This is a genomic window from Streptomyces sp. NPDC059740 (assembly GCF_042733155.1).
Classification (GTDB): domain Bacteria; phylum Actinomycetota; class Actinomycetes; order Streptomycetales; family Streptomycetaceae; genus Streptomyces.
Genome location: NZ_JBHWGP010000003.1, coordinates 73,874 through 98,323, shown reverse-complemented (window position 1 = coordinate 98,323; position 24,450 = coordinate 73,874). Strand labels below are relative to the sequence as shown.

Annotated in this window: 20 protein-coding genes; 11 read left to right on the top strand and 9 right to left on the bottom strand. The window is 74.3% G+C overall.

The window, feature by feature from the left end:
• Nucleotides 1-45 precede the first annotated feature (45 nt).
• On the top strand, nt 46-1,686 hold the full coding sequence (locus ACFV3R_RS05105) for an ABC transporter permease (RefSeq protein ID WP_385575736.1): 1,641 nt from the start codon (nt 46-48) through the stop codon (nt 1,684-1,686).
• Nucleotides 1,687-2,739 (top strand): ABC transporter ATP-binding protein, encoded by a 1,053-nt coding sequence (locus tag ACFV3R_RS05100; RefSeq protein WP_385575733.1) that lies wholly within the window; start codon nt 1,687-1,689, stop codon nt 2,737-2,739.
• Nucleotides 2,740-2,924: 185 nt separating this feature from the next.
• On the opposite strand, the gene ACFV3R_RS05095 is transcribed toward ACFV3R_RS05100, so the two are convergent.
• From ACFV3R_RS05095 to ACFV3R_RS05075, 5 genes are all read right to left on the bottom strand, one after another.
• On the bottom strand, nt 2,925-4,073 hold the full coding sequence (locus ACFV3R_RS05095; RefSeq protein ID WP_385575730.1) for an LOG family protein: 1,149 nt from the start codon (nt 4,071-4,073) through the stop codon (nt 2,925-2,927).
• A gap of 66 nt (nt 4,074-4,139) precedes the next feature.
• Entirely contained in the window at nt 4,140-5,318 is a 1,179-nt protein-coding gene (locus tag ACFV3R_RS05090; RefSeq protein ID WP_385575727.1) for a hypothetical protein, read from the bottom strand.
• Nucleotides 5,300-6,034: an ATP-binding cassette domain-containing protein gene (locus tag ACFV3R_RS05085; protein WP_385575724.1), complete on the bottom strand. Its 735-nt coding sequence runs from the start codon at nt 6,032-6,034 to the stop codon at nt 5,300-5,302. Before ACFV3R_RS05085 ends, ACFV3R_RS05090 begins: the two co-directional genes overlap by 19 nt.
• 272 nt (nt 6,035-6,306) lie before the next feature.
• Nucleotides 6,307-7,668 (bottom strand): aspartate aminotransferase family protein, encoded by a 1,362-nt coding sequence (locus ACFV3R_RS05080; protein ID WP_385575721.1) that lies wholly within the window; start codon nt 7,666-7,668, stop codon nt 6,307-6,309.
• 2 nt (nt 7,669-7,670) lie between these two features.
• Nucleotides 7,671-8,144, bottom strand: coding sequence for an Lrp/AsnC family transcriptional regulator (locus ACFV3R_RS05075; RefSeq protein WP_385575718.1), 474 nt, complete (start codon nt 8,142-8,144; stop codon nt 7,671-7,673).
• Between the two features lie 177 nt (nt 8,145-8,321).
• On the opposite strand from ACFV3R_RS05075, the gene ACFV3R_RS05070 reads away from it, so the two are divergent.
• Complete coding sequence (locus ACFV3R_RS05070) at nt 8,322-9,794, top strand: gamma-aminobutyraldehyde dehydrogenase (RefSeq protein ID WP_385575715.1); 1,473 nt, start codon at nt 8,322-8,324, stop codon at nt 9,792-9,794.
• A gap of 203 nt (nt 9,795-9,997) precedes the next feature.
• Nucleotides 9,998-10,486 (top strand): GNAT family N-acetyltransferase, encoded by a 489-nt coding sequence (locus tag ACFV3R_RS05065; protein ID WP_385575712.1) that lies wholly within the window; start codon nt 9,998-10,000, stop codon nt 10,484-10,486.
• A 76-nt stretch (nt 10,487-10,562) separates the two neighbouring features.
• Here ACFV3R_RS05065 and ACFV3R_RS05060 read toward each other — a convergent pair whose 3' ends face one another.
• Complete coding sequence (locus ACFV3R_RS05060) at nt 10,563-11,576, bottom strand: adenosine deaminase (RefSeq protein ID WP_385576418.1); 1,014 nt, start codon at nt 11,574-11,576, stop codon at nt 10,563-10,565.
• A gap of 944 nt (nt 11,577-12,520) precedes the next feature.
• Here ACFV3R_RS05060 and ACFV3R_RS05055 point away from each other — a divergent pair.
• The gene (locus tag ACFV3R_RS05055) at nt 12,521-13,021 is read left to right on the top strand and encodes a DUF4190 domain-containing protein (protein ID WP_385575709.1); all 501 of its coding nucleotides are present in this window, start codon (nt 12,521-12,523) and stop codon (nt 13,019-13,021) included.
• 100 nt (nt 13,022-13,121) lie between these two features.
• Here the strand turns inward: ACFV3R_RS05055 and ACFV3R_RS05050 are convergent, their stop codons facing one another.
• Nucleotides 13,122-13,733 carry an NADAR family protein gene (locus ACFV3R_RS05050; RefSeq protein WP_385575706.1) on the bottom strand — a complete coding sequence of 204 codons (612 nt, stop codon included), beginning with the start codon at nt 13,731-13,733 and terminating at the stop codon, nt 13,122-13,124.
• Between the two features lie 177 nt (nt 13,734-13,910).
• On the opposite strand from ACFV3R_RS05050, the gene ACFV3R_RS05045 reads away from it, so the two are divergent.
• The 3 genes from ACFV3R_RS05045 (at nt 13,911) to ACFV3R_RS05035 (ending at nt 15,234) form a co-directional block, all read left to right on the top strand.
• Nucleotides 13,911-14,204, top strand: coding sequence for a GNAT family N-acetyltransferase (locus ACFV3R_RS05045; protein WP_385575703.1), 294 nt, complete (start codon nt 13,911-13,913; stop codon nt 14,202-14,204).
• Between the two features lie 36 nt (nt 14,205-14,240).
• Nucleotides 14,241-14,615, top strand: coding sequence for a hypothetical protein (locus ACFV3R_RS05040; RefSeq protein WP_385575701.1), 375 nt, complete (start codon nt 14,241-14,243; stop codon nt 14,613-14,615).
• A gap of 163 nt (nt 14,616-14,778) precedes the next feature.
• Nucleotides 14,779-15,234: a bifunctional DNA primase/polymerase gene (locus ACFV3R_RS05035; RefSeq protein ID WP_385575698.1), complete on the top strand. Its 456-nt coding sequence runs from the start codon at nt 14,779-14,781 to the stop codon at nt 15,232-15,234.
• Between the two features lie 49 nt (nt 15,235-15,283).
• On the opposite strand, the gene ACFV3R_RS05030 is transcribed toward ACFV3R_RS05035, so the two are convergent.
• Nucleotides 15,284-15,931: a phosphatase PAP2 family protein gene (locus ACFV3R_RS05030; protein ID WP_385575695.1), complete on the bottom strand. Its 648-nt coding sequence runs from the start codon at nt 15,929-15,931 to the stop codon at nt 15,284-15,286.
• A gap of 540 nt (nt 15,932-16,471) precedes the next feature.
• Entirely contained in the window at nt 16,472-17,821 is a 1,350-nt protein-coding gene (gabT, locus tag ACFV3R_RS05025) for a 4-aminobutyrate--2-oxoglutarate transaminase (RefSeq protein ID WP_385575692.1), read from the bottom strand.
• A 199-nt stretch (nt 17,822-18,020) separates the two neighbouring features.
• Between gabT and ACFV3R_RS05020 the strand changes: the two genes are divergently transcribed.
• The 3 genes from ACFV3R_RS05020 to ACFV3R_RS05010 all read left to right on the top strand — a co-directional run bounded on the left by ACFV3R_RS05020 (nt 18,021) and on the right by ACFV3R_RS05010 (nt 24,139).
• Nucleotides 18,021-20,345 carry an ATP-binding protein gene (locus ACFV3R_RS05020; protein WP_385575689.1) on the top strand — a complete coding sequence of 775 codons (2,325 nt, stop codon included), beginning with the start codon at nt 18,021-18,023 and terminating at the stop codon, nt 20,343-20,345.
• A 386-nt stretch (nt 20,346-20,731) separates the two neighbouring features.
• Nucleotides 20,732-22,381, top strand: coding sequence for a PucR family transcriptional regulator (locus tag ACFV3R_RS05015; RefSeq protein ID WP_385575687.1), 1,650 nt, complete (start codon nt 20,732-20,734; stop codon nt 22,379-22,381).
• Between the two features lie 297 nt (nt 22,382-22,678).
• On the top strand, nt 22,679-24,139 hold the full coding sequence (locus ACFV3R_RS05010) for an aldehyde dehydrogenase family protein (protein ID WP_385575684.1): 1,461 nt from the start codon (nt 22,679-22,681) through the stop codon (nt 24,137-24,139).
• The last annotated feature ends 311 nt before the right edge of the window (nt 24,140-24,450 follow it).

Here is a 24,450-nt window from a genome sequence, read left to right as displayed (position 1 = left end):
GCGCGCGCCGGGACGCGGCGGTCCGCGCTGGTCCGGGGCGCACTGATGGCCGGCCCGCTGGTCTTCTTCGCGCTCTTCTTCGCCTACCCCGTCGCCGCCATCGTGGGACGGGGGCTGCGGGCGGACGGCCGTTGGCAGACGGCCCGCCTCACCCGGGTCCTCCTCGACGCCGACGTCCTGCACGTCCTGTGGTTCACCCTCTGGCAGGCGGCGGCCTCCACCGCGCTGACGCTGCTGGTGGCCCTGCCCGGTGCGTACGTGTTCGCGCGCCTGTCCTTCCCGGGCAAGCGGCTGCTGCACGCGCTGGTGACCGTCCCGTTCGTGCTGCCCACGGTGGTGGTGGGGTCCGCGTTCCTCGCCGTCCTGGGCAGCGGCGGGCTCCTGGACGACCTGTGGGGGGTCAGGCTCGACACCTCGGTGTGGGCGATACTCCTCGCGCACGTCTTCTTCAACTACGCCGTCGTGGTACGTGTCGTCGGCGGACTCTGGTCGCGGCTCGATCCACGGCAGGAGGAGGCCGCGCGGGTGCTCGGGGCGGGCGCCTTCACCGCGTGGCGGCAGGTGACGCTCCCCGCCGTCCGGCCGGCCGTGGCCGCTGCCGCACTCATGGTCTTCCTGTTCTCCTTCACCTCCTTCGGCGTGGTGCAGATCCTGGGCGGCCCCCGGTTCTCCACCCTCGAAGTCGAGATCTACCGGCAGACCGCCCAGTTCCTCGACCTGCCGACAGCGGCCGTGCTGACGCTGGTGCAGTTCCTGGCCGTCCTGGCACTGCTGGCGCTCCACGCCCGGGTGGCCCGGCGCCACCAGACGGCGCTCCGCCTGGTCGCTCCCGCACAGACCGCGCACCGTCCCACGGGGGGAGGCCAGTGGACGGTGCTCGCGGGCACACTCGCCGTGATCCTCCTCCTGCTGGCGCTGCCCCTGGCCGTGCTCGTCGAGCGCTCACTCCGCGGCCCCGACGGTTTCGGCTGGCAGTACTACCGCGCCCTCGCCCACTCCGCCTCCGTGGACAGCACCTTCGCGGTGGCGCCCCTGGACGCCGTGGGCAACTCCCTCGCCTACGCCGCCGCAGCCACCCTCGTCGCGGTGGCCGTCGGAGGGCTGGCGGCGGTGGCTTTCGCCCGGCGAGGGGGGCGGGTGCTGCGTTCCTTCGACGCCCTGCTCATGCTGCCGCTCGGCGTCTCGGCCGTGACGGTCGGCTTCGGCTTCCTGATCACCATGGACCGGCCGCCGTTGGACCTGCGGTCCTCGTGGTGGCTGGTGCCGCTCGCCCAGGCCCTCGTCGGGGTGCCGTTCGTGGTGCGGACCCTGCTGCCGGTGCTGCGCGCGATCGACCCGCGCATGCGGGAGGTCGCCTCCGTCCTGGGGGCGTCGCCGTGGCGGGCGTGGCGGGAGGTGGACCTGCCCACCGTGTGGCGGGCCGTGCTCGTCGCCGCGGGGTTCGCCTTCGCCGTCTCCCTCGGTGAGTTCGGCGCCACCGTCTTCATCGCCCGTCCCGACAGCCCGACGCTCCCGGTGGCCGTCGCACGCCTGCTGGGCAGGGCCGGCGCGCTCAACTACGGGCAGGCCATGGCGCTCTCCACCCTGCTCATGCTGGTCTGCGCCGGGTCGCTCCTGGTGCTGGAGCGCCTGCGCCCCCGCGAGTCGGGTGGGGGCCCTCCGTCCCACCGTCCCGGGGAGGTCTAGATGTCCACTGCACCACCGAACCCGCCCGCCCCCATGCTGCGACTCGACGGCGTCAGCGTCCGCTACGGCACTCGCAGTGCCCTTGAGGACATCCGTCTGGAGGTCTTCGAGCACGAGACGCTCTGTCTGCTGGGGCCCAGCGGCAGCGGTAAGTCGACGCTGTTGCGGGCGGTTGCCGGCCTGCAGCCCGTCACGGCCGGACGGACCCTGCTGGCCGGCCGGGTGCTGGACGGCATGCCACCGCACCGGCGGGGCGTCGGCCTGATGTTCCAGGACCACCAGCTCTTCCCCCACCGCGACGTCGGGCAGAACGTCGGTTTCGGGCTGCGGGTCAGGGGGGAACCGCGGGCCCGGCAGCGCCAGAGTGTGGCCAGGCTGCTGGAACTGGTCGGGCTCCCCGGCGCGGAGTCGCGCCCGGTCACGGCTCTGTCCGGTGGCGAACAGCAGCGGGTGGCCCTTGCCCGGGCGCTGGCGCCCGAACCCGGCCTGCTGATGCTGGACGAGCCCTTGGGCCAGCTGGACCGGGGCCTGCGGGAGCGCCTCGTCGTCGAACTCCGCGCGCTCTTCCACACCTTGGGCACCACGGTCCTCGCCGTGACGCACGACCAGCACGAGGCCTTCGCCCTCGCCGACCGGGTGGCGATCATGAACGAGGGGACGATCGCCCAGATCGGCACACCGCAGGAGGTGTGGCAGCGGCCGGCGACGGAGTTCGTGGCCCGCTTCCTGGGGTTCGACAACGTCGTGCCGGCCACCGTCCGCGGCAGGGTGGCGGACACGCCCTGGGGGCGGCTGCCGGTCCCGCCCGGCACGCCGGACGGCACCTGCCGGCTGCTGGTCAGGCCGACCGGGGTCCGCTTCACCCCTGACGGTGACGGGCTGCCCTGCGTGGTGCGGTCACGTACCTTCCGCGGACACCACGTGCTGCTCCGGCTCGCCCCCGACTCCGGGCCCCACCTCCAGGCGGAGGTTCCGCTCCGGGAGGCCCCGGCGGAAGGCCAGGCGGTCCGCGTCGGGTTCGCGGCGGAGGAGGTCGCTCACCTTCCGGGATGAGGCGGCGGGCGGACCGTCCCGGCGTAGGCAGAGGGGCAGGCGCGGCGGGCACACAGCCAGGCAGCTCGCTGACCGGGCCCCGCCCGGACGCGGAGACGGAAGGCCGGACGTCCGCCGGCGCCTCCCGCAGTCCACCCGCCGCCCCCGGGCCTCGGGTCCGGCCTCCGGAGGCGGTTGCGGGGCGTTCAGTCCGATGTGCGGGACAACCGCTCCAGGGCCTCGGGCACCTCGGTGACGGAGTCGACCAGCGTGATGCGGGAGGACATGGGCCGGCCGTCGGCCAGTGCCTGCAGCAGTGGCCAGGCGGGGAAGCGTTCGGTCCAGTGGGTCCGGTCGACGAGCACCAGCGGCACGGTGGGGGACGCGGTGGCGTAGTAGTTGGGCGTCGCCGAGTCGAAGATCTCCTGGACGGTGCCGGCGGCGCCGGGCAGGAAGACGACGCCGGCGGTGGAGCGGGCGAGCAGACCGTCCTCGCGGACGGCGTTGACGAAGTACTTGGCGATGGCGGTGGCGAAGACGTTCGGCGGCTCGTGGCCGTAGAACCAGGTGGGAATGCCGACGGAGGAGCCCCCGTCGGGCCAGGCGTCCAGAACGTCGAAGCCGGCCTGTGCCCAGTCGGTCAGGGACGGGCCGAAGACAGGCGTCTTGGCGAGGCGCGCGAGGGCCTCGTCGAGCATGGTGTCGTCGAAGGGGGCGGCGTAGGCGCCGAGGTTGGCGGCCTCCATGGCGCCCGGCCCGCCACCGGTGGCGACGGTGAAGCCCGCGCGGCTGAGGTGGCGTCCGAGCCGGGCGGCGTCCGCGAAGGCGGCACTGTCGCGTTCCAGGGCGTGGCCACCCATCAACCCCACGACCCGCTCACCGACGAGTCGTTCGTCGAGGGCGTCGGAGACGGCGTCGTCGTGGACGCTCCGCAGCATGGACGCGAACACGTCACCGTTCTTGCGGGTCTCCTGGTACCAGCGGTACGCACGGGCGTCCGGGGTGGCCGGGTAACCCTCGCTCACCAGGCCCGCGTACAGCTCGCCGGCGTCGTAGAGGGAGGCGCGGTAGGGGTCGAAAGGCAGGTGGGGTATCGGCGGGAAGACCAGTGCGCCGTCCGCCCCCACCTTGGCGGCGGCGTCGGGTTCCATCCTGCAGCCGAGGAACACCGTGCCCGTGGTGCGGACGCTCAGCAGGGCGAAGGTGCGGTCGGTGAGGTCGAGGGACTGCAGGCGGCAGCCGGCGAGACTGCCGGTCGCCGCCACCCGGTCGAACTCCCCGAGCGTCTCGATCTCGTGGCCGGGAGCGTAGGCGTCGGGGGCGGGATGTTCCGTAGAGGCAGACACGCGCCTCATGGTAGGCCGAAGGAGTGAGGGGCCGCGGGGTGGGACCGACCGGTTCTCACAGCGGTGCCCCGTGGGTCAGCGGTGGGTCAGGGGGGCGGCTGCCAGCCGGGCCACCGCCCAGGTGACGGGGGCGAGGACCACCAGGAGGGCCGCCGTGCGCAGTGCCGCGGCACCGTGGAGGCGCAGGCCGCTCACGCCCATCTGCCGCAGCGTCGTCGTGGCCGAGGCCCGGGCGGCGCGTACCTGGAGCACGGCGGTGAGGCCGCTCAGGGTCACGCATGCCAGCACCAGTGCGGTACCGAGCAGGGTGGAGGGGCCGAGCGGCTTGCCTGCCGTCCCGCCGTGCAGCAGGGCGGCTGCGTAGGTGCAGGCCGTGACGGCGCAGACGACGCCGAGGGGGCCGCCGAGCGTGCGGTACTCCTCCTGGAGGAGGCGCCCGGAGAGGAGGCGGACGAACCCGGGGCTGCCGACGCTCAGTGCGCGCCCGCACAGTTGGGTGAGGCCGGGCCCCACGAGCGCCAGCCCGGTCGCGGAGAGCGCCCACCCGAGGAGGGCCAGCGGGGACCCGGGGAGGATGCCGGCCGGCAGGGGCAGGGAGGGCAGCGAGGCAATGTCGGTGTGGCTGCCGTAGGCCACCAGCATCAGCCCCGCGGCGGTGAGGGCGACGCCCCAGGGCAGGCCGGAGTGGGTGAGGGTGGGAGCGTGCTGCCGCACCGACGCCGCGGGAACCGGCGGCAGGTTGCGGCCGGGACGCAGGCTGACGGCCACTCCTGCGGCGGCGCTGAGCGGCACCAGGGACAGGAGGGTCAGGGCGGCCGCGAGGGGCAGCGGGTGCCCGACGCCCAGTTGCCGCGTCACCGGGCCGGTGAGGCCGGGACGCAGGCCGAGGTCTCCCCGCGCGGCCAGGAAGGCGAGCAGGGCGATCAGGTTGCCGAGGAGGCAGGTGAGCAGGGTGGAGACGGCGGCCAGCGCGGTGGTGCGGACGGTGCCGAGCCCCGCGGCGGTCATACCGCTGCGGGCGTGGGCCGCCGGATCGGCCCGGGCCACCGACACGGCCAGCCAGCCGGTGGCGGCCAGCGGCACCAGGCACCACAGGAGACGGACCCGGGCGTGGCCGACGGCGGCGGCGTCCGTGGTGGCGTAGCCCAGCGTGGTCAGCAGCAGAAGGCTGGTGCCCGCGGAGACGACGCAGAGGAGGACGCGTCTGCACAGGGTCAGGGGCCGGGCCCCGCGCATCAGACGGAGAGCGAGCACTGTGCCCTGCTTCCCGTGCCGTCCGCCGCGTTTGACCCCTCGGCTCCGGTCAGGCGGCCGTCGTCCAGGGTGACCGTGAGGTCGGCGAGGGTGTCGGACGCCTCATGGGTGGCGAGCACCACGGTGATCTGGTGGGAGCGTGCGGCGGTGGTGATCGTACGAAGGATCTGCATGCTCTGGGTGCGGTGCAGTATGGCGGTCGGATCGTCCGCGAACAGCACCCGCGGCTGGGCGGCCAACGCACGGGCGATGGCGATGCGTTGACTCTCCGCCCGGTCGAGTTGGGCGATCCGGCGCCGCGCACAGGGGCCGACGTCGAGGCGCTCCAGCCACTCGTGGGCGGTGTGGCGGGCCGCGCGGTGGCCGACGCCGCGCAGCAGCAGCGGGAGCGCCGCGTTCTCCCACGCCGTGAGTTCGGGGACGAGTTGGGGTTCGGTGTCCACCCAGCCGAAGTGGTCCAGGCGCAGGCGTTCGCGGTCGCGGCGCGAGAGGGCACTGAGCGGTGTGCCGTCGAACCAGACCTCGCCCTCCCGGGGCGTCAACTGACCGGACAGGCAACGCAGAAGAGTGCTCTTGCCGGCGCCCCGGCTTCCCCGCACGGCGAGGATCCGGCCCTCCCCGACCCCCACGGCGACCCCACCCAGTGCCTGGGTCTGACCGTAGGAGTGGTGCAGGCCACGGGCCCACAGCACGTCGTTGTCAGGTGGGGCCACCATGTGCGCACCTCTTGCTCGTCACGTCCGTCGCTCCCCCGTACGGGTGAACGACCATGGAGAGTATCGGTCACTGGCACGGTAAGGACTGCCGGGCCTGGCCTTTGGAGGTGAGCGGGTAGCACCGCGCAGATTCACCCAACTGGTCGGAGCTGAGCGAACCTGCTCTCTTTGTTTTCGTTGTGCACCGATCCGATGTGCAAGGAACGCGCGCAGTGTCCGCATGGGCCGGGCCCCGGGCAGTCAGGCTGCCCGGGGCCCGCCCCATGCCACCGTCAGATCTTGGTCCAGGCCTCGGTGAGGACCGAGCGCAGGATCTGCTCGATCTCGTCGAAGGTCGACTGGTCGGCGATCAGCGGCGGGGCGAGCTGGATCACCGGGTCGCCGCGGTCGTCCGCGCGGCAGTAGAGACCCGCCTCGAAGAGGGCCTTGGAGAGGAAGCCGTAGAGCACCCGCTCCGTCTCCTCCTCGTTGAAGGACTCCTTGGTGGCCTTGTCCTTGACGAGTTCGATGCCGTAGAAGAAGCCGTTGCCGCGGACGTCACCGACGATCGGCAGGTCGAGCAGCTTGTTGAGGGTGTCGCGGAAGCCCTGCTCGTTGTCCAGCACGTGCTGGTTGAGCTGCTCGCGCTCGAAGATCTCCAGGTTGGCCAGGCCCACGGCGGCGGAGACGGGGTGCCCGCCGAAGGTGTAGCCGTGCAGGAAGGTGTTGTCGCCGCTGTAGAACGGCTCGGCGAGGCGGTCGGAGATGATGCAGGCGCCGATGGGGGAGTAGCCCGAGGTCATCGCCTTGGCGCAGGTGATCATGTCCGGCACGTAGCCGAACTTGTCGCAGGCGAAGACGGTGCCGAGCCGGCCGAAGGCGCAGATGACCTCGTCGGAGACGAGGAGCACGTCGTACTGGTCGCAGATCTCGCGGACGCGCTGGAAGTAGCCGGGCGGGGGCGGGAAGCAGCCGCCGGCGTTCTGCACCGGCTCCAGGAAAACGGCCGCCACGGTGTCCGGGCCCTCGAACAGGATCTGCTGCTCGATCTGGTCGGCGGCCCAGCGGCCGAAGGCCTCCGGGTCGTCGCCGTGGAGGGGGGCCCGGTAGATGTTGGTGTTGGGGACCTTGTGCGCGCCGGGGACCAGCGGCTCGAAGGGGGCCTTCAGGTCGGGCAGGCCGGTGATCGACAGGGCGCCCTGGGGCGTGCCGTGGTACGCGACCGCCCGGGATATGACCTTGTGCTTGGTGGGCTTGCCGACGAGCTTGAAGTACTGCTTGGCCAGCTTCCAGGCGGTCTCGACGGCCTCTCCGCCGCCGGTGGTGAAGAAGACCTTGTTGAGGTCGCCGGGCGCGTAGTCGGCGAGCCGCTCGGCGAGCTCGACCGCCTTGGGGTGGGCGTAGGACCACACTGGGAAGAAGGCCAGTTCCTGCGCCTGCTTGTACGCGGTCTCGGCCAGCTCGGTCCGGCCGTGACCGGCGTTGACCACGAAGAGGCCGGCCAGACCGTCGATGTACCGCTTGCCCTTGTCGTCGAAGATGTGGGTGCCCTCACCCCGCACGATCGTCGGCACGGGGGCGTTCTCGTACGACGACATGCGGGTGAAGTGCATCCACAGGTGGTCGTAGGCCGTCTTGGAGAGGTCGGCGCTCATAGCTATCTCGTTCCCCAGGTGTAGGTCTGCTTCCGGAGCTTGAGGTAGACGAAGCTCTCGGTGGTCCGCACGCCCGGAAGCGTCCGGATCCGCTTGTTGATGGTCTCGAGCAGGTGGTCGTCGTCCTCGCACACGATCTCGACGATCAGGTCGAAGGACCCGGCCGTCATGACCACGTACTCGACCTCTTCCATCGAGGTCAGGGCGTCGGCCACGGGGTCGAGGTCCCCCTCGACGTTGATGCCGACCATCGCCTGCCGGCGGAGGCCGACGGTGAGGGGGTCCGTCACCGCGACGATCTGCATCACGCCCTGGTCGAGCAGTTTCTGCACGCGCTGCCGCACGGCTGCCTCGGAGAGGCCCACGGCCTTGCCGATGGCGGCGTACGGTCGGCGGCCGTCCTCCTGGAGCTGCTCGATGATCGCCAGGGAGACGGAATCGATCGGCGGAATGCCGTTTCTGTCACGAGTGGCCACAACCCTCACTGTGCACGAGCCTCCTGTGTCGCGCAACCCTTGGACGATGAAATCAGTCGTAGATCGAGCGCGACTCGACGGATTTAGTTGTTCGATGCCCATAGGTATGTCGAAAACGTCGCCCCCGGGGCTAGGGTGGGGGCACCCCACATCCGGACGTCGACAGGAGGGTTGCACGTGACCGCCGCAAGCCCAGAGCAGGGACGGCTGCGCAAGCTACGGAACTACGTCGCCGGAGAGTTCCGGGACGCCGCCGACGGGCGCACCACGCAGGTGATCGATCCGGCCACGGGGGAGCCCTACGCCACCGCGCCGCTCTCCGGGGCCGCCGACGTCGACGCGGCCATGGCCGCCGCGGAGGCCGCCTTCCCGGCCTGGCGGGACCTCGTTCCCGCCGAGCGCCAGAAGGTGCTGCTGAAGATCGCCGACCGCTTCGAGGAGCGGGCGGAGGACCTGGTCGCCGCCGAGTCGGAGAACTGCGGCAAGCCGATCGCCCTGGTGCGCTCCGAAGAGGTCCCGCCGATGGTGGACCAGATCCGCTTCTTCGCCGGTGCGGCGCGGATGCTGGAGGGCCGCTCGGCCGGCGAGTACATGGACGGGCTGACCTCCATCATCCGCCGGGAGCCGATCGGCGTCTGCGCGCAGGTGGCGCCCTGGAACTACCCGATGATGATGGCGGTGTGGAAGTTCGCGCCGGCCCTCGCGGCGGGCAACACGGTCGTGCTCAAGCCGTCCGACACCACCCCCGCCTCCACCGTGCTCATCGCCGAGATCATCGGTGGTGTGCTCGACGAACTGGGCCACCCCAAGGGCGTGTTCAACGTCATCTGCGGCGACCGGGAGACCGGGCGCCTGATGGTCGAGCACGAGGTGCCGGCGATGGCGTCCATCACCGGTTCGGTGCGGGCCGGCATGCAGGTCGCCGAGTCGGCCTCCAAGGACCTCAAGCGGGTCCACCTGGAGCTCGGCGGCAAGGCCCCGGTCGTGGTGTTCGAGGACACCGACCTGGCCAAGGCGGTCGAGGAGATCGCGGTCGCCGGGTACTTCAACGCCGGTCAGGACTGCACCGCCGCGACCCGCGTACTGGTCCAGGAGTCCCTCCACGACGAGTTCGTGGCCGCGCTGGCCAAGGCCGCCGCGGAGACCAGGACCGGTCCGGCCGACGACGAGGACGTCCTGTACGGGCCGCTGAACAACGCCGACCAGCTCGCCCGGGTCCAGGGCTTCATCGACCGCCTGCCCGCCCACGCCAAGGTGCTCGCCGGCGGTCAGCGCGTCGGCGACAAGGGGTACTACTTCGCCCCGACCGTCGTCTCGGGGCTGCGGCAGGACGACGAGATCGTCCAGAACGAGGTCTTCGGGCCCGTCATCACCGTCCAGTCCTTCCGGGACGAGGAGGAGGCCCTGGCCTGGGCCAACGACATCGAGTACGGGCTGGCCTCGTCGGTGTGGACGAAGGACCACGCGCGCGCCATGCGGATGTCCAAGAAGCTCGACTTCGGTTGCGTGTGGATCAACACGCACATCCCGCTGGTGGCGGAGATGCCGCACGGCGGGTTCAAGAAGTCCGGTTACGGCAAGGACCTCTCCGCCTACGGGTTCGAGGACTACACCCGGGTCAAGCACGTCATGACCTCGCTGGAGGGCTGAACGACGCGGTGACGCGGCCGGCGGACCGCCACCCTGACAGGGGTGGCGGTCCGCCCCTGCGCGGTGGGCTTCTGTACGGGGGGCCCTTCGGGATGCCCGCGCCACGGTCCCTCCCGGGGCCACGGGCCGCGGGGGCGCGGGTCACCGGAGGCGCACCACGAAATGTGGTGGACCGGCCGGGGGCCGGGGCCCAGCATGGCGGCATGAGGATTACCGAGGCCACCGAGGAGCAGTGGCCGGAGATCTGGCCGATCTTCGAGCAGATCGTCAAGGCCGGTGAGACCTACCCCTACCGGCTCGACACCGGCTACGAGGAGGGGCGGGACCTGTGGCTGCTGCAGCCGCCGTCCCGCAGCGTCGTGGCGGTCGACGCGTCGGGGCGGGTGCTGGGTACGGCCAAGATGAACCCCAACCGTGAGGGCAACGGCGCCCATGTGGCCAGCGCCAGCTACATGGTCGACCCGGCGTGCGCCGGCCGGGGGGTGGGCCGTGCGCTGTGCGCCGACAGCATCGCCTGGGCGCGGGCACAGGGCTTCCGCGGCATGCAGTTCAACGCGGTCGTGGAGACAAACACGCGCGCGGTCGCCCTCTACCGGTCGCTCGGGTTCGAGGTGGTGGGCACGGTTCCCGAGGCCTTCCACCACCCCACGGCGGGTTACGTGGGGCTCCACGTGATGTACCTGAAGCTCTGAAGGGGCCGGGGGCCTCGCGGGCTGCGGGGCCACGGGATCCCGAAGTGCCGCGACTTGGGGAACCCGTGGCCGGCGGTCAGCCCCGCCAGGCGGCTGCGAAGGTGTCGATCTCCGAGCGCAGCCGGGTCTTGGCGGCCTCCGCCATGAACGAGGCGTCGACGGCGTTCTTCGCCAGGGCCGCGACCCCGTCGGTGTCGAGGCCGAGCAGCCGGGCGGCCACCTCGTACTCGGTGTTGAGATCGGTGCCGAACATCGGGGGGTCGTCGCTGTTGATGGTGACGAGGACACCCGCCTCGACCATCTCGCGCAGCGGGTGCTCCTCCAAGGTGGCCACCGCCCGCGTCGCGATGTTGGAGGTGGGGCACACCTCCAGGGGGATGCGGCGCTCCGCCAGGTGCCCCAGCAGCTCGGGGTCGCGGGTGGCGCTGGTGCCGTGCCCGATGCGTTCGGCGCGCAGGGCCGTGAGGGCGTCCCAGATGGTCTGCGGCCCGGTGGTCTCGCCGGCGTGCGGCACCGAGTGGAGGCCGGCGGCGATCGCACGGTCGAAGTACGGCTTGAACTGCGGGCGTTCGACGCCGATCTCCGGTCCCCCCAGGCCGAACGAGACCAGCCCCTCGGGCTTCAGCTCGCAGGCGATGCGGGCGGTCTCCTCGGCGGACTCCAGGCCCGCCTCTCCGGGGATGTCGAAGCACCAGCGCAGGACCACGCCGAGTTCGCGCTCGGCGGCCAGGCGCGCGTCCTCGATGGCCTCGACGAACGCCACGTCGGGGATGCCGCGCCGCACCGAGCTGTAGGGCGTCACGGTCAGCTCGGCGTAGCGGATGTTCTGCCGCGCCATGTCCCGGGCGATCTCGAAGGTCAGCAGGCGGACGTCCTCGGCGTCGCGGACGAGGTCGACGACGGAGAGGTAGACCTGGATGAAGTGGGCGAAGTCGCGGAAGGTGAAGAAGTCCACGAGAGCGGCGGGGTCCGCGGGAACCGTCGAGTCCGGGTGGCGCGCGGCCAGTTCGGCCACGATGCGGGGGGACGCCGAACCGACGTGGTGGACGTGCAGCTCGGCCTTGGGGAGCCCGGCGACGAACGCCTTCATCCCCGGAGTGTCGGACCGGTCGGTGGACTCCGACGGATCGGCTGCTTGGGGCACGCTCTCTCCTCCCGCGGGGGCTCTCCCCGGCTCTTCGGGCCCTGGGACCCGGGCCCGCGACGACGTGGGCGCCCCGGCCCGGAAGCAGGTCCCGGTGGCGCGAGGTGCCGCAACTGTCATCGTAGAGGGACATGTCCCCCGTTCGGGTGGTCGGCCCGTAGCATGACGAACCGGGGCCGGGGGTGGGCCCCGGGGCTTCATGCCGTCCCGGATCGGCCGGGTGGCGCAGGTGAGGGCCCCGTCATGACGTCGTGGGTGGGGAGAGCGCACGGATGAGCACCGGTACCAGAGGCGGGGGCCAGGGCGGGACCGCGCAGAGGGGCGAAGCCGGCGGCGACGGCCACCGGGCCGGGCCCGCGGTGTCCGGCGGCCCCGGGGTGTCCGGCGGCCCCGGGGTGTCCGACCGGCCCGGGGGACCGGGCGGGGCGACCGGCGCAGGGGGCGCGGGTGGCGCCGGGAGCGGGCGGACGGCGGACTGGCCGTGGGGGCCGCCGCCGGCCGCGCTCTTCGGGGCGGCCGCGCGCCGACCGGCCGACGACACGCCGGCGCCGCCGGCCGCCACCGGCGAGGGCGCGCCCTGCGGCTCCGCAGGCACGGCGCCGCCGCACACCCGCAGAGGTGAGGCTCCGGTGGGCGCCGCACCGGTCGCGAAGAGTCCGGCGCCCGCAGGGGAGGCACAGCCGCGCTGGGGCCACGGGTACGCCGTCCCGGCGCCTCCCGCCGCCCCGGGCGGGCACACACCTCCCGTCCCCCTCACCGGGCACCCACCCATCGCGCCCGCGGGGCCCGTCGGGCTCCGCGGCGGCGGACCCGGTCCGGCGCTCTCCGGAACCTTCGGCGAGGCCGGACACCACGGCGGCGCCTCCGCTGCCGGGGCGCCGCCGTCCTCCGTGCCCCCGGCCGTCTTGGTACCCGGCGGAGCGCAGCCGGGGCCGTGGCCCGGCGACGGGACAACGGGCCACCCGGCGGCCGGCGGCCCCTGGGCGGGCTTCCCTGCGGCGTCCCAGCCCCTGCCGCTGTGGTACCCGAACAACGGGTTCGGGACCGCCGCGCTGGTCGTCGGCGTGGTGGCCGTCCTGCTGAGCCCCAGCATCGTTTTCGGCGCCCTGCTGGGGGTGCTGGCGATCGGTCTCGGTGCGGCTGGGCGGGCGCGGGTGCGCCACGGTACGGCGAGCAACCGGGGGTCGGCCACGGCCGGTATCGCCCTGGGCGGGGCCGGACTGCTGCTGAGCGCCGGCGTTCTGGCGTTCGTGGCGCTCAGCCTCTCCGGCGGTACCTCCCTGCCCACCGGGCCCCCCGACGAGGATCCCGGCACCTATCACGCCACGGCCACCCACCCGCACCCTCCGGTCCCGGGCGGCTTCGGGCGGGCGAGCATCCGCCAGCGGTAGGGGCCGGCCCCTGCCCGGGTGAACTCCGGGGCGCGGCGACCACCGCTCGGCGCGACACTCCCCGGGCGGGGCCCCGGGCCGGGCTCCGGCGCCCACCGGGTCAGGCCGGGGGCCCGGGCCAGGAGGCCGTGCTCAGGTGCGCCCGGGCCGCCATGAGCGCGAAACCCAGGAGGTTCTCACCGCGCCACTGGGCGACGTCCTCGCTGCGCGGGTCGGTGCGGGCCAGGCCGATGCCCCACACGCGGTCTGTCGGACTGGCCTCGACCAGCACGCGGTCGCCGGTGGTCAGCAGGTACTCCCGGAGGTCCGGGTGCCGGCCGAACTTGTGGATGTTGCCGGTCACGACCAGCGCGTAGCGGTGGGCCCGCCAGGCCGCCTCGTCGAATCCGCGCACGCCGCGACCGGCCTCCTTGGCGTCGCGTGGGTGGCCTGCGGCCAGGGCGCGCTGTTCGGCGTCCGCGTCCCCGAACAGCCGGGCCTTGCCGGCCATCATCCAGTGCTCCGCGGTCGCGTAGCGCACGCCGTCCACCGTGAACGGGGCGGGCCACCACTGGCTCAGGCAGCCCGGCCCCACGCGTCCGTCGCGTCGGGGTGCGTGCCCCCAGAAGTAGAGGAACTTCTCCCTGTGCCCCGCCGCCGACCGGCTCAGCAGTTCGGCCACGCTCCGCGGCCCGCCGCCCGACGGTGACGTGCTCACCGCTCCGTACCCCATGGCCCCTCCTCCTCCGCCCCGGGACCGCACCGCCCTCGCCGCCCCTCATCAGTGGCCATTGTGTCCCGGGGCACGGACACTGAGGTCAGGTTCCACCCTGTCCGGGACGCCCGCGGGAGGCCGCCTTCGGGGACCGGTCGTTTCGCCCCTCCGGCCGCCGGGAGGTGCCGCATGCGCATGACCGAGGCCGACGGCGGGAGCGAGCTGCTGTCCGCCGTGTACGAGGAGGTGCTCCGGCCGGCCTTTCCCGCCGAGGAGCTCGAGAGCCTGGAGTCGCTCAGGGCGGCGGCCCTCGCCGGACGGGCGGTCGTCAGCACCGTGGTCGACGACGAGGACCGGCCGCAGGCCGTCGCGGTGGGCGACATGGACGAGGACAGCGGTGTCCTGCTGCTCTCCTACCTGGCGGTGTGCCCCGGGGTTCGGTCCTCGGGGCTCGGCGGCCGGTTGATGAGAGAGGTCACGCAGGCCTAACAGTCCCGCTTCCGGCCGCGGCTCACCCTGGTGGAGGTGGAGAACCCCCGCGGGCGCGGGGCCCACCGGGAACACGGCGACCCGGCCGCGCGACTGCGCTTCTACGCCCGGCACGGCGGTCGCGCGCTCGACGTGCCCTTCTTCCAGCCCGCCCTGCGGCACACCGGGCGCCGCGTCCCGGACATGCTGCTGGTGGTCCTCCCGCCCTGCCCGCCGACCGACGCCGCCGGCCGGCTCCCGGGTGCGGCGGTGCGCACCTTCCTCGCCGGCTACCTGCGGGAGTACGAGGGCGGCCCCGGGGACGATCCCGGTGTCCGCGCGCTCTGGCAGGCCGTGGACCGGCCGGGTGGCATCCCCCTGCTCCCGCTGGACGACCTCGACGCCCTCCCGCTCTCCTCGGCCCCTCGCTGACCTGCCCGCACCGGGCGGGGCGGGCGGCAGGCCCCCGTCCCCGGGGCCGAGGTGGCGCACGTCACGGTCCGTCGAGCGCATCGGTGCGCGGAACGCTGTAAGGACCCGGGCTGCCGGCCCTCTCCCTCGTGACCACCCGCGGAACGGGAAACGAGGAGGGCGCATGGACGCAGCAGCGGTCGAGCGGGCCGTCACCTGGCTGGTGTCGGCGGAGGAGGAGCCCGAGAAGTGCCGGCGGGCCTGGGAGCAGCACCCGCTGGGCGTCGCCCTGTTGCCGGTGGGGCGGTTGTGGGACGTCGCCCTCGCCGAGGGCCCCCTCGGCCCCCGCGCGCTCACCGTGCTCCGCCGCACCGGCCGGGCCCCCGGTCCGGTGCTGGCGGACTTCGGCGACACCCGCGTCGCCTTCCTCGTCCCGCCCGGCACCGCCGCCGGCCGGCTGGGGACGAGCCTGCGCTTCCTGGGGGCCGGGGGGTGGCTTGTGGTTCCCTACCCGGGGCGGGCCACCGGCGGAGTGCGCTGGCTGGTCGAGCCGGACGGCAGCGGTCACCTCACCGACCCGGAACTGCTGGACCGGGCCCTGCACGAGGCGGCGGCGGAACTGCGGGAAAGCGGCTCCTGACCTGCACCGCACCGGCGTGCGCGAGGGGCGGGCACGGCCCCGCCCGCCGTCAGTCCGCGCGGCCCGCGTCCGTCGCCGGGCCGCCGTCCACGTCCCCGCCGCGGCCGGGGTCCGCCGCCCCGCCCCGGCCGGCGTCCGAGGTTCCGCCCTCCGGCGCCGAGGCCCGACTGCCCGCGGCCCGTGTGCAGGCCCGGAGCGCCGGCAGCAGGGCCCCGCACAGGCACCAGCTCGCCACCACGTCCAGCGGCCAGTGGTAGCCGCACACCACGAGGCCCACGGCGACACCGGCGTTCAGCACCACCGCGGTCAGCGCCACCACCCGGCGCACCCACCGGCGGGCGAGGAAGCCGGTCAGCAGCACGGCGGCACCCGCGTAGGCGGCGACGGCGGTCGCGGCGTGCCCGGAGGGGAAGAAGCCGCTCGTCCCCGCCAGCGGACCCGGCGGGGCGGGACGGGCGAAGAGGGCCTTCAGGGGGACGACGAGCAGCGGGACCGCCGCGCAGGTGGCCGCCGCGGCCACCGGAGGCAGCCACCACCGGGAGGACCGGGCACGCAGCCCCGCCCGCACGGCGAAGACGACGGCCGTCAGCGCCACCGGGACGGCGACCGACGCGTTGCCGAGGTCGGCGAGGAAGTGGGCGGCACCGGGGGAGAGGAGCGCGGGACCTGTCCGCAGTGCCGCGGCGTCGACGCGCACGTCCGCGGAACGCAGCGGCCCGCCGCCGGCCACCTGAAGGCCGAGGAGCGCGAAGAGGACCAGTGACAGGCCGCTGGTGACCAGGGGGCGGACGCGGCGCCGGCCGGTCGCGGGAGAGGGGCTCCCCGACCGCCCCGGCAGAGGTGGGGTGGGCCCGGGGCGGCCGGAGGGATCGGCGTACCGCGCGCCCCGGGGGGCGTGGGGCGAGCGGCCATCCGATCGGTGAGGAGGAGTTCCGGAGCTGGCGGCTCCGGGAGTGTGCGCCGCGGCGCGCCCCGGTAGGAACCGCAGGGGTGTCCACCGGGAACCGTCCGCTGAGTGCGGCGGGCGGGGTGTCTGCCTCATCCGTGACGACCGTAGCCCGGCCGGGCGCGGGGCGGGAGAGGGATCACGGGGCCGCCATCGTGCTCGCACACCCTCTTCACGCCCCTCGCCGAACCTCCGGACACCCGAGGGCCGAGGGTACCGTCCGGGGCCGCCGGGGCCCACCCGCCGCCCGGACCCGGCGGGGCGCACGGTGCGCCCCACCGGGTCCGCGGGTCAGAGGGCGGCCAGGGCGTTCTCCAGCACGTCCAGGGCCTCGTTCAGCAGGTCCTCGCCGATGACCAGGGGCGGCAGGAAGCGCATCACGTTGCCGTAGGTGCCGGTGGTCAGCACCAGCACACCCTCCTGGTGGCAGGCCTTGGCAAGCGCCGCTGTCGCCTGCGGGTCCGGATCCTTCGAGCCGGGCTTGACCAGCTCGATGGCGATCATCGCGCCACGGCCGCGGACCTCACCGATGACCTCGTGCTTCTCCGCCATCGCCGTCAGACGCGACTTCATGACCTCGCCGATGCGCCGGGCCCTGGCCGGGAGGTCGAGCTCCTTCATCGTCTCGATCGCGCCCAGGGCCGCGGCGCAGGCCACGGGGTTGCCGCCGTAGGTGCCGCCGAGTCCGCCGCTGTGCGCCGCGTCCATGATCTCGGCACGCCCGGTCACCGCCGCCAGCGGCAGACCGCCGGCGATGCCCTTCGCCGTCGTGATGAGGTCGGGCACGATGCCCTCGTCCTCGCAGGCGAACCACTGGCCGGTCCGGCAGAAGCCGGACTGGATCTCGTCGGCGACGAAGACGATGCCGTTCTCGCGGGCGAACTCGGCCATCGCCGGCAGGAAGCCCTTGGCAGGCTCGATGAACCCGCCCTCGCCGAGCACCGGCTCGATGATCATCGCGGCGACGTTCTCCGCACCGATCTGCTTGGTGATCTGGTCGATCGCCTGCGCCGCGGCCTCCTGCGCGCAGTTCTCCGGCCCGGTCAGCCAGCGGTAGGGGTAGGCCAGCGGCACCCGGTAGACCTCGGGGGCGAACGGCCCGAAGCCGTGCTTGTACGGCATGTTCTTCGCCGTCAGCGCCATGGTCAGGTTGGTGCGGCCGTGGTAGCCGTGGTCGAAGACCACCACGGCCTGCCGCCCGGTGTACACGCGGGCGATCTTCACCGCGTTCTCCACCGCCTCGGCGCCGGAGTTGAACAGCGCGGACTTCTTGGCGTGGTCGCCCGGGGTGAGGGCGGCGAGCTGCTCGCACACCTCCACGTACGGCTCGTAGGGCGCGACCATGGCACACGTGTGGGTGAACGCTTCGAGCTGTGCCCCCGCGCGCCGCACCACGGCCTCGGCGCTGTTGCCGACGGAGGTGACCGCGATGCCGGAGCCGAGGTCGATCAGGGAGTTGCCGTCGACGTCCTCCAGGACGCCGCCGCCCGCCCGGCGGACGAAGACGGGCAGCACCGCGCCGACCCCGTCGGCAACGGTGGCCTGCTTGCGGGCCCACAGCTTCTGCGACTCGGGCCCGGGGACGGCGGTCACCACGCGGCGCTCCTGGGGGAGTCCGGGGCCTCCGGTCAGTTCGGTCATGGCGTTCTCCCTCAGGTGGAACGGGCAGAGAAAGGGCTGTGTGGGCAGGCTAGGGGCGGCCGGGGGAGGCGGGCATGTTCCGTTCGGGAGAAGTGCGCGTGTCGCGTTGTCCGCGACGGACAACGCGGTGCCGGCGGTCCCGTACGCGCGGCCCTACTAGATTGGCCGCGGTACCGCTGAGGGGACGAGGGACAGGCTGATGGACAGCGAGGGCAGGTACGACGCGGCACGCCACTTCGTGCCCCCACCCGCCGAGAGGCCCGGGGCGCAGGAGGCGCGAGGCGACATGCGGGCCGGCGCCGCGGGAGCGCCGGGGGAGGGCGGCGGCCGGGGCGTGCCGCGGGCGCCGGGGGACCCGGTGGCCGGAGCGGGCCGCCCCTGGCCCGTGCAGGGCGCGCCGGTGGACCCGCCGCGCCCCGCCGCCCCGCCGAAACCGGCCGTCCCGCCGCCGCCGCCGGGCTCGCCGTCAGCGGGTGCCGCGGCGGCTGTGCCGGGGCCCCGGCAGGGCGACGGGCGGCGGCCGGACGGCTCGGAACCGCCGCTGGTGCGCTGGCTGCGGGCACCCCGCCCCGCGGCGCCCGCCGGTGTGTGGCGCCACCGCTACGTCCCGCCGGCCGCCGACGACCCCGAGCGGGTGTCCTCCCGTCAACTCGTGGGCGGCGCACTGGTGTCGCTGCTGTGCGCCTGGCTGCTCTGGTCGCTGCTGTGGAACGGCTACCTCGGCCAGTGGTGGGTGCTGCCGCTGGAGCTCCTCACCCCCGACTCCTGGCGGTTCTCCGGCAGCCCCACCGGCACCGTCGTCCTCTACGACGCCTACTACGCCGTCATCATCGCCGTCCTCCTCGTCGTCTTCGGCCGGATCGGCCGCTGGGCGGAGGTGTGGCGCCGCTTCTTGCGTCCCCTGGTGCGCGGACGCGGTCCGCAGACGCCCGGAGCCGCCCCCGCGCCGGCGGGTGAGGGCGCCCTGTGGCCGGAGTTGCGCGCCCACGGCGCCCACGCCGCCGCGGACCGCCTGGTGGCCGAGGCGCACGCCGGGGCGATGAACGACGTCGACGCCGCCCGCCTCGCCCGTGCCTGGCGCGCCGTGCGGGAGGGCCGGGAGAGCCCGGCGGCCTTCAACGACACCGTGCTGCGGCAGGGTGCCGCCGCCTACCCCCACCCCTCGGGCCGGCGCGACCTCGCCCACCGCACCGCCCACCACGACCTGCTGGTCGGCCAGGTCAGGCTGGGCAGGGCGACCCGCGACACCCGCAACCCCGCCTCCCACCGCGGCGCCGGCATGGCGCTCGCCCCCGCCGAACTGGCCACCTCCCTGCTGGCGGTCGACCCCGCGGGCCTGTCCCACCGGCTCACCCGCCCGGTCACCGAGTCGCTCTGCCTCCAGGCACTGGCAGGCGACTGCGCGGTGGTCGCGGTGGGGGCGGCGGGGGCACCGCTCGCCCCCGACGAGGCGTTCGACGTGGTGGTCCGCCCCGGCGCCGAGCGCAGCGACTGCGACCTGGACCTCTACGGCGGCACCACCGACCCCGACGAGGCCGCCGCCGTGCTGGCGGAGGCGCTCGTCGGCGACCTCTCCGGGCAGCTCCCCGGCGGCGACAGCAGGCGCGCCGCGACGGCCCTGGCGCAGCTGCTCGGCCCCTTCCGGGGGGCCCACGACCGCTTCCCGGCCGTCAGCGAGCTGCGCGACCTCCTGGACGGCGTGCCCGGCCGGCTCGCGGAGCTGCGCGGCCTCCTGGAGGGCGCGGCGGCCCACGCCCTGCTGCGTGAACTGGACGCCCGGCAGCGGCAGTCCGAGCGGCCGGGCGACGTCGCCGCGCTGCTCGCCGACCGCCTGGCCCTGCTGGACCGGCCGGCCTTCGCGCGCTTCTTCGACACCGCCGGCCACACCCGGCAGGTCTCGCTGCGCTCCCTGGACCACCCGGTGCGCATCCGCGTCGACCTCCCGCAGAGCGGCCACCCCGACGCCTCGCGGATCATCGCGCGCCTGGTGCTGGCGCAGTTCACGGCCTGCGTCGCCGCCCGGCCCGCCGACTCCGTCTTCGCCTGCCTCGTCATGGACGACGCCTCCCACACCGTGACGCCCGAGTCGCTGCGGGCGCTGCACCGGCTGCGCGGGGCCCATGCGGGTGTCGTCCTCACCCTGCACGGCCTGGACGACGTGCCGGAGGCGCTGCGGTCCTCGCTGCTGGGGGCGGTCGGCTGCCGGGTGGCGTTCGCCGGGGTGACCACCTGGGACGGCGCCCGGTTCGCCGAGGTGTGGGGCAAGGAGTGGGTGGAGACCCGCGACGTCACCGACCGGCAGATCATCGCCGAGGGCGCGCTGATGAAGACGGTGCACGTCTTCCGGCGCCTGGTGACGGGCAAGGCGGTCACCGCGAAGGCCGTGACGGTGCGCACCGTGGAGCGGGAGCGGTGGTCGGCCTCGGACCTGGCCAACGCGGTCCCGCCCGGCCACGCCGTGCTCTCCGTGCGCTCCCGTGACGGCGCCCACTCCCCGCCGGTGCTGGTCTCCCTCGACGGCTGACCGGGGCGCCCGCCGCCCCGGTGGCGTGGCGCCCGCGAACCCCGCGCGGCGTCCCCGTCGCGGGCGCGGGGTGCCTAGGCGCGTCGGGCCCTGCGTCGCCCTGCGTGCGCACCGTGTGAGGTGGGCGGGGCGGAGTGTGGAGACGGGGGCGGGTGTGACGCGGAAAGGTGGACGGAGCCTTCACCGGATTTCCTCCGGTGAGGCACAATCGGGGGCACCTGTTCGTACGGGACGGCGTAGAGGCCGCGTGGTGCCCGTCACAGGTCCCGGCAGCGGCGCCTGTGCGCAAGCGAACGGTGCCGGTCCCGCCCGTTACCGCGCCGGAAGGCCTCGGACACCCCCGTCCCGCCCTCCCGGTGCACCGAAACAGCCCGACGAGGGGTCCCATGCCGATCACGCTCGCCTCGCTGGTCCACCACTCCTCGCTGAAGCTGAGCGTGCTCGCGGGCGAGGACCGGCTGGACCAGCCCGTGCGTTGGGTGCACGCCAGCGAACTGATCGACCCCGTTCCGTACATGGACGGCGGCGAGCTGCTGCTGATCACGGCACTCAAGCTGGACGCGGCGGACCCCGAGGCGGCACGCCACTACGTCGGCCGCATCGCCGAGGCGGGGGTCGTCGGGCTCGGCTTCGCCCTCGGCGTCAACTACGAGGAGCCGCCCGAGGCTCTTGTGGAGGCGGCCCGCGCGCACCGGCTGCCGCTGCTCGGCGTCCCCCGCAGGACCCCCTTCCTCGCCATCAGCAAGGCCGTCTCCGCCGCCGTCGCCGCCGACCAGTACCGGGCGGTGACCGACGGGTTCGAGGCCCAACGCGACCTGACCCGGGCGGCTCTCGGCCCGGACGGCCAGCAGGCCCTGCTGGCCCGGCTCGCCGCACACCTGGGAGGCTGGGCCGGGCTCTTCGACGCGACGGGGACGCTGACGGCGGTCGCCCCCGAGTGGGCCGCCCGCCGCGCCGCCCGGCTGACCACCGACGTGGCGCGGCTGCGTGAGGGGCCGGTCCCGGCCAGCGTCGTGGTCGGCGGTTCCGGCGCCGACGACCGGATCGAGCTGCAGTCGCTGGGCACCGGCCGCCGCGCCCGGGCCGTCCTCGCCGTCGGCACCGGCGCCCCGCTGGGCACCGCCGAACGCTACGCCGTCCACTCGGCCGTCGCCCTCCTCACCCTCACCCTGGAGCGCACCCGTTCCCTCCAGGAGGCCGAACAGCGCCTGGGCACGGCCGTGCTGCGGATGATGCTGGCGGGCGAGCCCGACCACGCCCGGGTGGTGGCGGGCCGCCTCTTCGGCACGCTCCTGGACGACCCCTTCCGCGTCCTGGTGGCCGAGGTGACGGGCTGCGACGTAGACCAGGACGGGCAGCCCGCGGCCCTGGAGTCGCTCGCCGACGTCCTGGAGACCGCCGCCGCGCGCGCCGGGGAGACGCTGCTGGCGGTCCCGGACGGCGGGCGGCTGGTGGTGGTCGCCGCCGACGGGGGAGCGGTCGTGGCGGCCTGCGCCGCGCGCGCGGCCGAGGTGGAGGCCGGCTGGGCCACGCACGCGCAGGGCCGCGGCCGGGGGCGCCGCCCCGCGAAGGGGAAGGGGGCCGCCCCGGTCGGCCACCTCGCCGTCGGGCTCTCCGCACCGGCCGGCCTCAAGGGCGCTCCCGCCGCCTACCGGCAGGCCGAACAGGCGCTGTCCATAGCCCGCCGCCGCGGCCGGGCCCTGGTGGAGCACGAGGACCTGGCCACCGGCTCGATCGTGCCGCTGCTCGCCGACGACGCCGTCCGCGCCTTCGCCGACGGCATGCTGCGGGCGCTGCACGAGCACGACGCCACCGGACGCGGGGACCTGGTGGCCTCGCTGCGGGCCTGGCTCTCGCGCCACGGCCAGTGGGACGCGGCCGCCGCCGAACTCGGCGTCCACCGCCACACCCTGCGCTACCGGATGCGGCGCGTGGAGGAGATCCTGGGCCGCTCCCTGGACGACCCGGACGTGCGCATGGAGTTGTGGCTCGCCCTGAAGGCGGGCTCCACGCCGCCGTCCGCCCCACGGGGCTGAACGGCCCGCCCCGTCCGTCCTCACGGGGCTGACGCCGCGCCGCCGCCCGCCGGGAGGTGGCCGGAAGCCGGGTCCCACCCGTCCGGGAGGCCGTGACCGTCGTGGCGGTGCCGTGGCGCTGTCCGGATCGGCGCAACCGGACCCGGCACCACTCCGTCGCGGACAAGCGCCGGGCCACCGGGATGCCCCTACGGTGAGAGGAGCCCGGGAGCCGGTCGCGCACCGGCCCGGCGCAGTCCACAGCGGGCGGCCGTCCGGTCGCCCCGCCAGCCACCCACCGAAGGGCCGGGATTCGACGTGCCAGTCACCCAGGACGCCAGCACCCACGCCTTCTGGCTCGCCGGCCGTGAGGCCACCGGCGAAGCCACCCTCGACGTCACCTCGCCCTGGGACGGACGTCTCGTCGGCAGCGTGAGCCTCCCCACCGAGCAGCAGGTCGAGGAGGCCGTCGCCGCCGCCGTCGCGGTCGGGGAGGAGTTCTCCGCCACCCCGGCGCACGTGCGCGCCGCGGCCCTGGAGCACGTCCGCCGTCGGCTGGAGGACGGCGTCGAGGAGATCGCCCGGCTGATCTCCGCCGAGAACGGCAAGCCGATGAAGTGGGCCCGGGGCGAGGTCGGCCGCGCCATCTCCGTCTTCCGTTTCGCCGCCGAGGAGGCCCGCCGCTTCAACAGCGGTGAGGCGCAGCGGCTGGACACCGACGCCGGCGGCACGGGCCGCCTCGCCTTCACCCGCCGCTTCCCGCGCGGCCCGGTGCTGGGCATCGCGCCCTTCAACTTCCCGCTCAACCTGTGCGCGCACAAGATCGCACCGGCGATCGCCGCGGGTGTCCCGATCATCCTCAAGCCGGCGCCGGCCACCCCGCTCTCCGGCCTGCTGATCGGCGAGTTCCTCGCCGAGACCGACCTGCCGGCGGGTTCCTGGTCCATCCTCCCGGTCCCCAACGACCGCATGGCGGCCCTCGTCGCCGACGAGCGGCTGCCGGTGGTCTCCTTCACCGGCTCGGAGAAGGTCGGCTTCGACATCCTGGACTCGGTGCCCCGCAAGCACTGCACCCTCGAACTGGGCGGCAACGGAGCGGCGGTGGTCCTCGCCGACTACGCGAGCGACGCCGACCTGGACTGGGCCGCCGGCCGCATCGCCACCTTCGCCAACTACCAGGGCGGCCAGTCCTGCGTGTCCGTGCAGCGGGTCGTCGCCGACGCCACCGTCTACGACCGGCTGGTACCGCGCATCGTGGCGGCCGTCGAGGCGCAGGTCACCGGCGACCCCGCCGACGACGCCACCGACGTCGGCCCGCTCGTCAACGAGGACGCCGCCCGCCGCGTGGAGTCCTGGGTCGACGAGGCGGTGGGGGCGGGCGCGAAGCTCCTCACCGGCGGCACCCGGGAGGGCGCCTCCTACGCCCCGACCGTCCTGGCCGAGGTCCCCGCCGAGGCGACCCTGTCCTGCGAGGAGGTCTTCGGGCCGGTGCTCACCGTCCACCGGGTCGACAACGAGGAGGCCGCGTTCGCCCTCGTCAACGACTCCAAGTACGGCCTCCAGGCAGGGGTGTTCACCCACGACGTGCAGGCCGCCTTCCGCGCCCACCGGTCTCTGGAGGTCGGTGGCGTGATCGTCGGCGACGTCCCCTCCTACCGCGCCGACCAGATGCCCTACGGCGGCACCAAGCAGTCCGGCGTCGGCCGCGAGGGCGTGCGCTTCGCGATGGAGGACTACACCTACGAGCGGGTGATGGTCCTCACCGGCCTCGACCTGTGAGCAACGCCCACCCGCGGTGAGACCGCCCGGCGATCCGGAAGGTGCCTGAGGGGTCCATGCAAGATGCCCGCCCGGGCCGCGTGGTCTGGCACCGCACCTCGCGGCGTTGCCGAAAAGTCCTGGTAGCTCCGCTACGAGGACTCTGCGGCGCCTTGCGATGCACGGCACCAGACCACGCGACCTCATCGGACGCTCATCTTGCAAGGACCCCTTAGCGGTCCATGCAAGATGCCCGCCCGGGCCGCGTGGTCTGGCACCGCACCTCGCGGCGTTGCCGAAAAGTCCTGGTAGCTCCGCTACGAGGACTCTGC

Excerpts from the sequence above, each read along its gene's own strand:
- ACFV3R_RS05105 (WP_385575736.1), top strand. The coding sequence starts at position 46 with ATGGCCGGCCCGCTGGTCTTCTTCGCGCTCTTCTTCGCCTACCCCGTC.
- ACFV3R_RS05100 (WP_385575733.1), top strand. The coding sequence starts at position 1,687 with ATGTCCACTGCACCACCGAACCCGCCCGCCCCCATGCTGCGACTCGAC.
- ACFV3R_RS05095 (WP_385575730.1), bottom strand. The coding sequence starts at position 4,073 with ATGAGGCGCGTGTCTGCCTCTACGGAACATCCCGCCCCCGACGCCTAC.
- ACFV3R_RS05085 (WP_385575724.1), bottom strand. The coding sequence starts at position 6,034 with ATGGTGGCCCCACCTGACAACGACGTGCTGTGGGCCCGTGGCCTGCAC.
- ACFV3R_RS05080 (WP_385575721.1), bottom strand. The coding sequence starts at position 7,668 with ATGAGCGCCGACCTCTCCAAGACGGCCTACGACCACCTGTGGATGCAC.
- ACFV3R_RS05065 (WP_385575712.1), top strand. The coding sequence starts at position 9,998 with ATGAGGATTACCGAGGCCACCGAGGAGCAGTGGCCGGAGATCTGGCCG.
- ACFV3R_RS05060 (WP_385576418.1), bottom strand. The coding sequence starts at position 11,576 with ATGAAGGCGTTCGTCGCCGGGCTCCCCAAGGCCGAGCTGCACGTCCAC.
- ACFV3R_RS05050 (WP_385575706.1), bottom strand. The coding sequence starts at position 13,733 with ATGGGGTACGGAGCGGTGAGCACGTCACCGTCGGGCGGCGGGCCGCGG.
- ACFV3R_RS05045 (WP_385575703.1), top strand. The coding sequence starts at position 13,911 with ATGACCGAGGCCGACGGCGGGAGCGAGCTGCTGTCCGCCGTGTACGAG.
- ACFV3R_RS05035 (WP_385575698.1), top strand. The coding sequence starts at position 14,779 with ATGGACGCAGCAGCGGTCGAGCGGGCCGTCACCTGGCTGGTGTCGGCG.
- gabT (WP_385575692.1), bottom strand. The coding sequence starts at position 17,821 with ATGACCGAACTGACCGGAGGCCCCGGACTCCCCCAGGAGCGCCGCGTG.
- ACFV3R_RS05020 (WP_385575689.1), top strand. The coding sequence starts at position 18,021 with ATGGACAGCGAGGGCAGGTACGACGCGGCACGCCACTTCGTGCCCCCA.
- ACFV3R_RS05015 (WP_385575687.1), top strand. The coding sequence starts at position 20,732 with ATGCCGATCACGCTCGCCTCGCTGGTCCACCACTCCTCGCTGAAGCTG.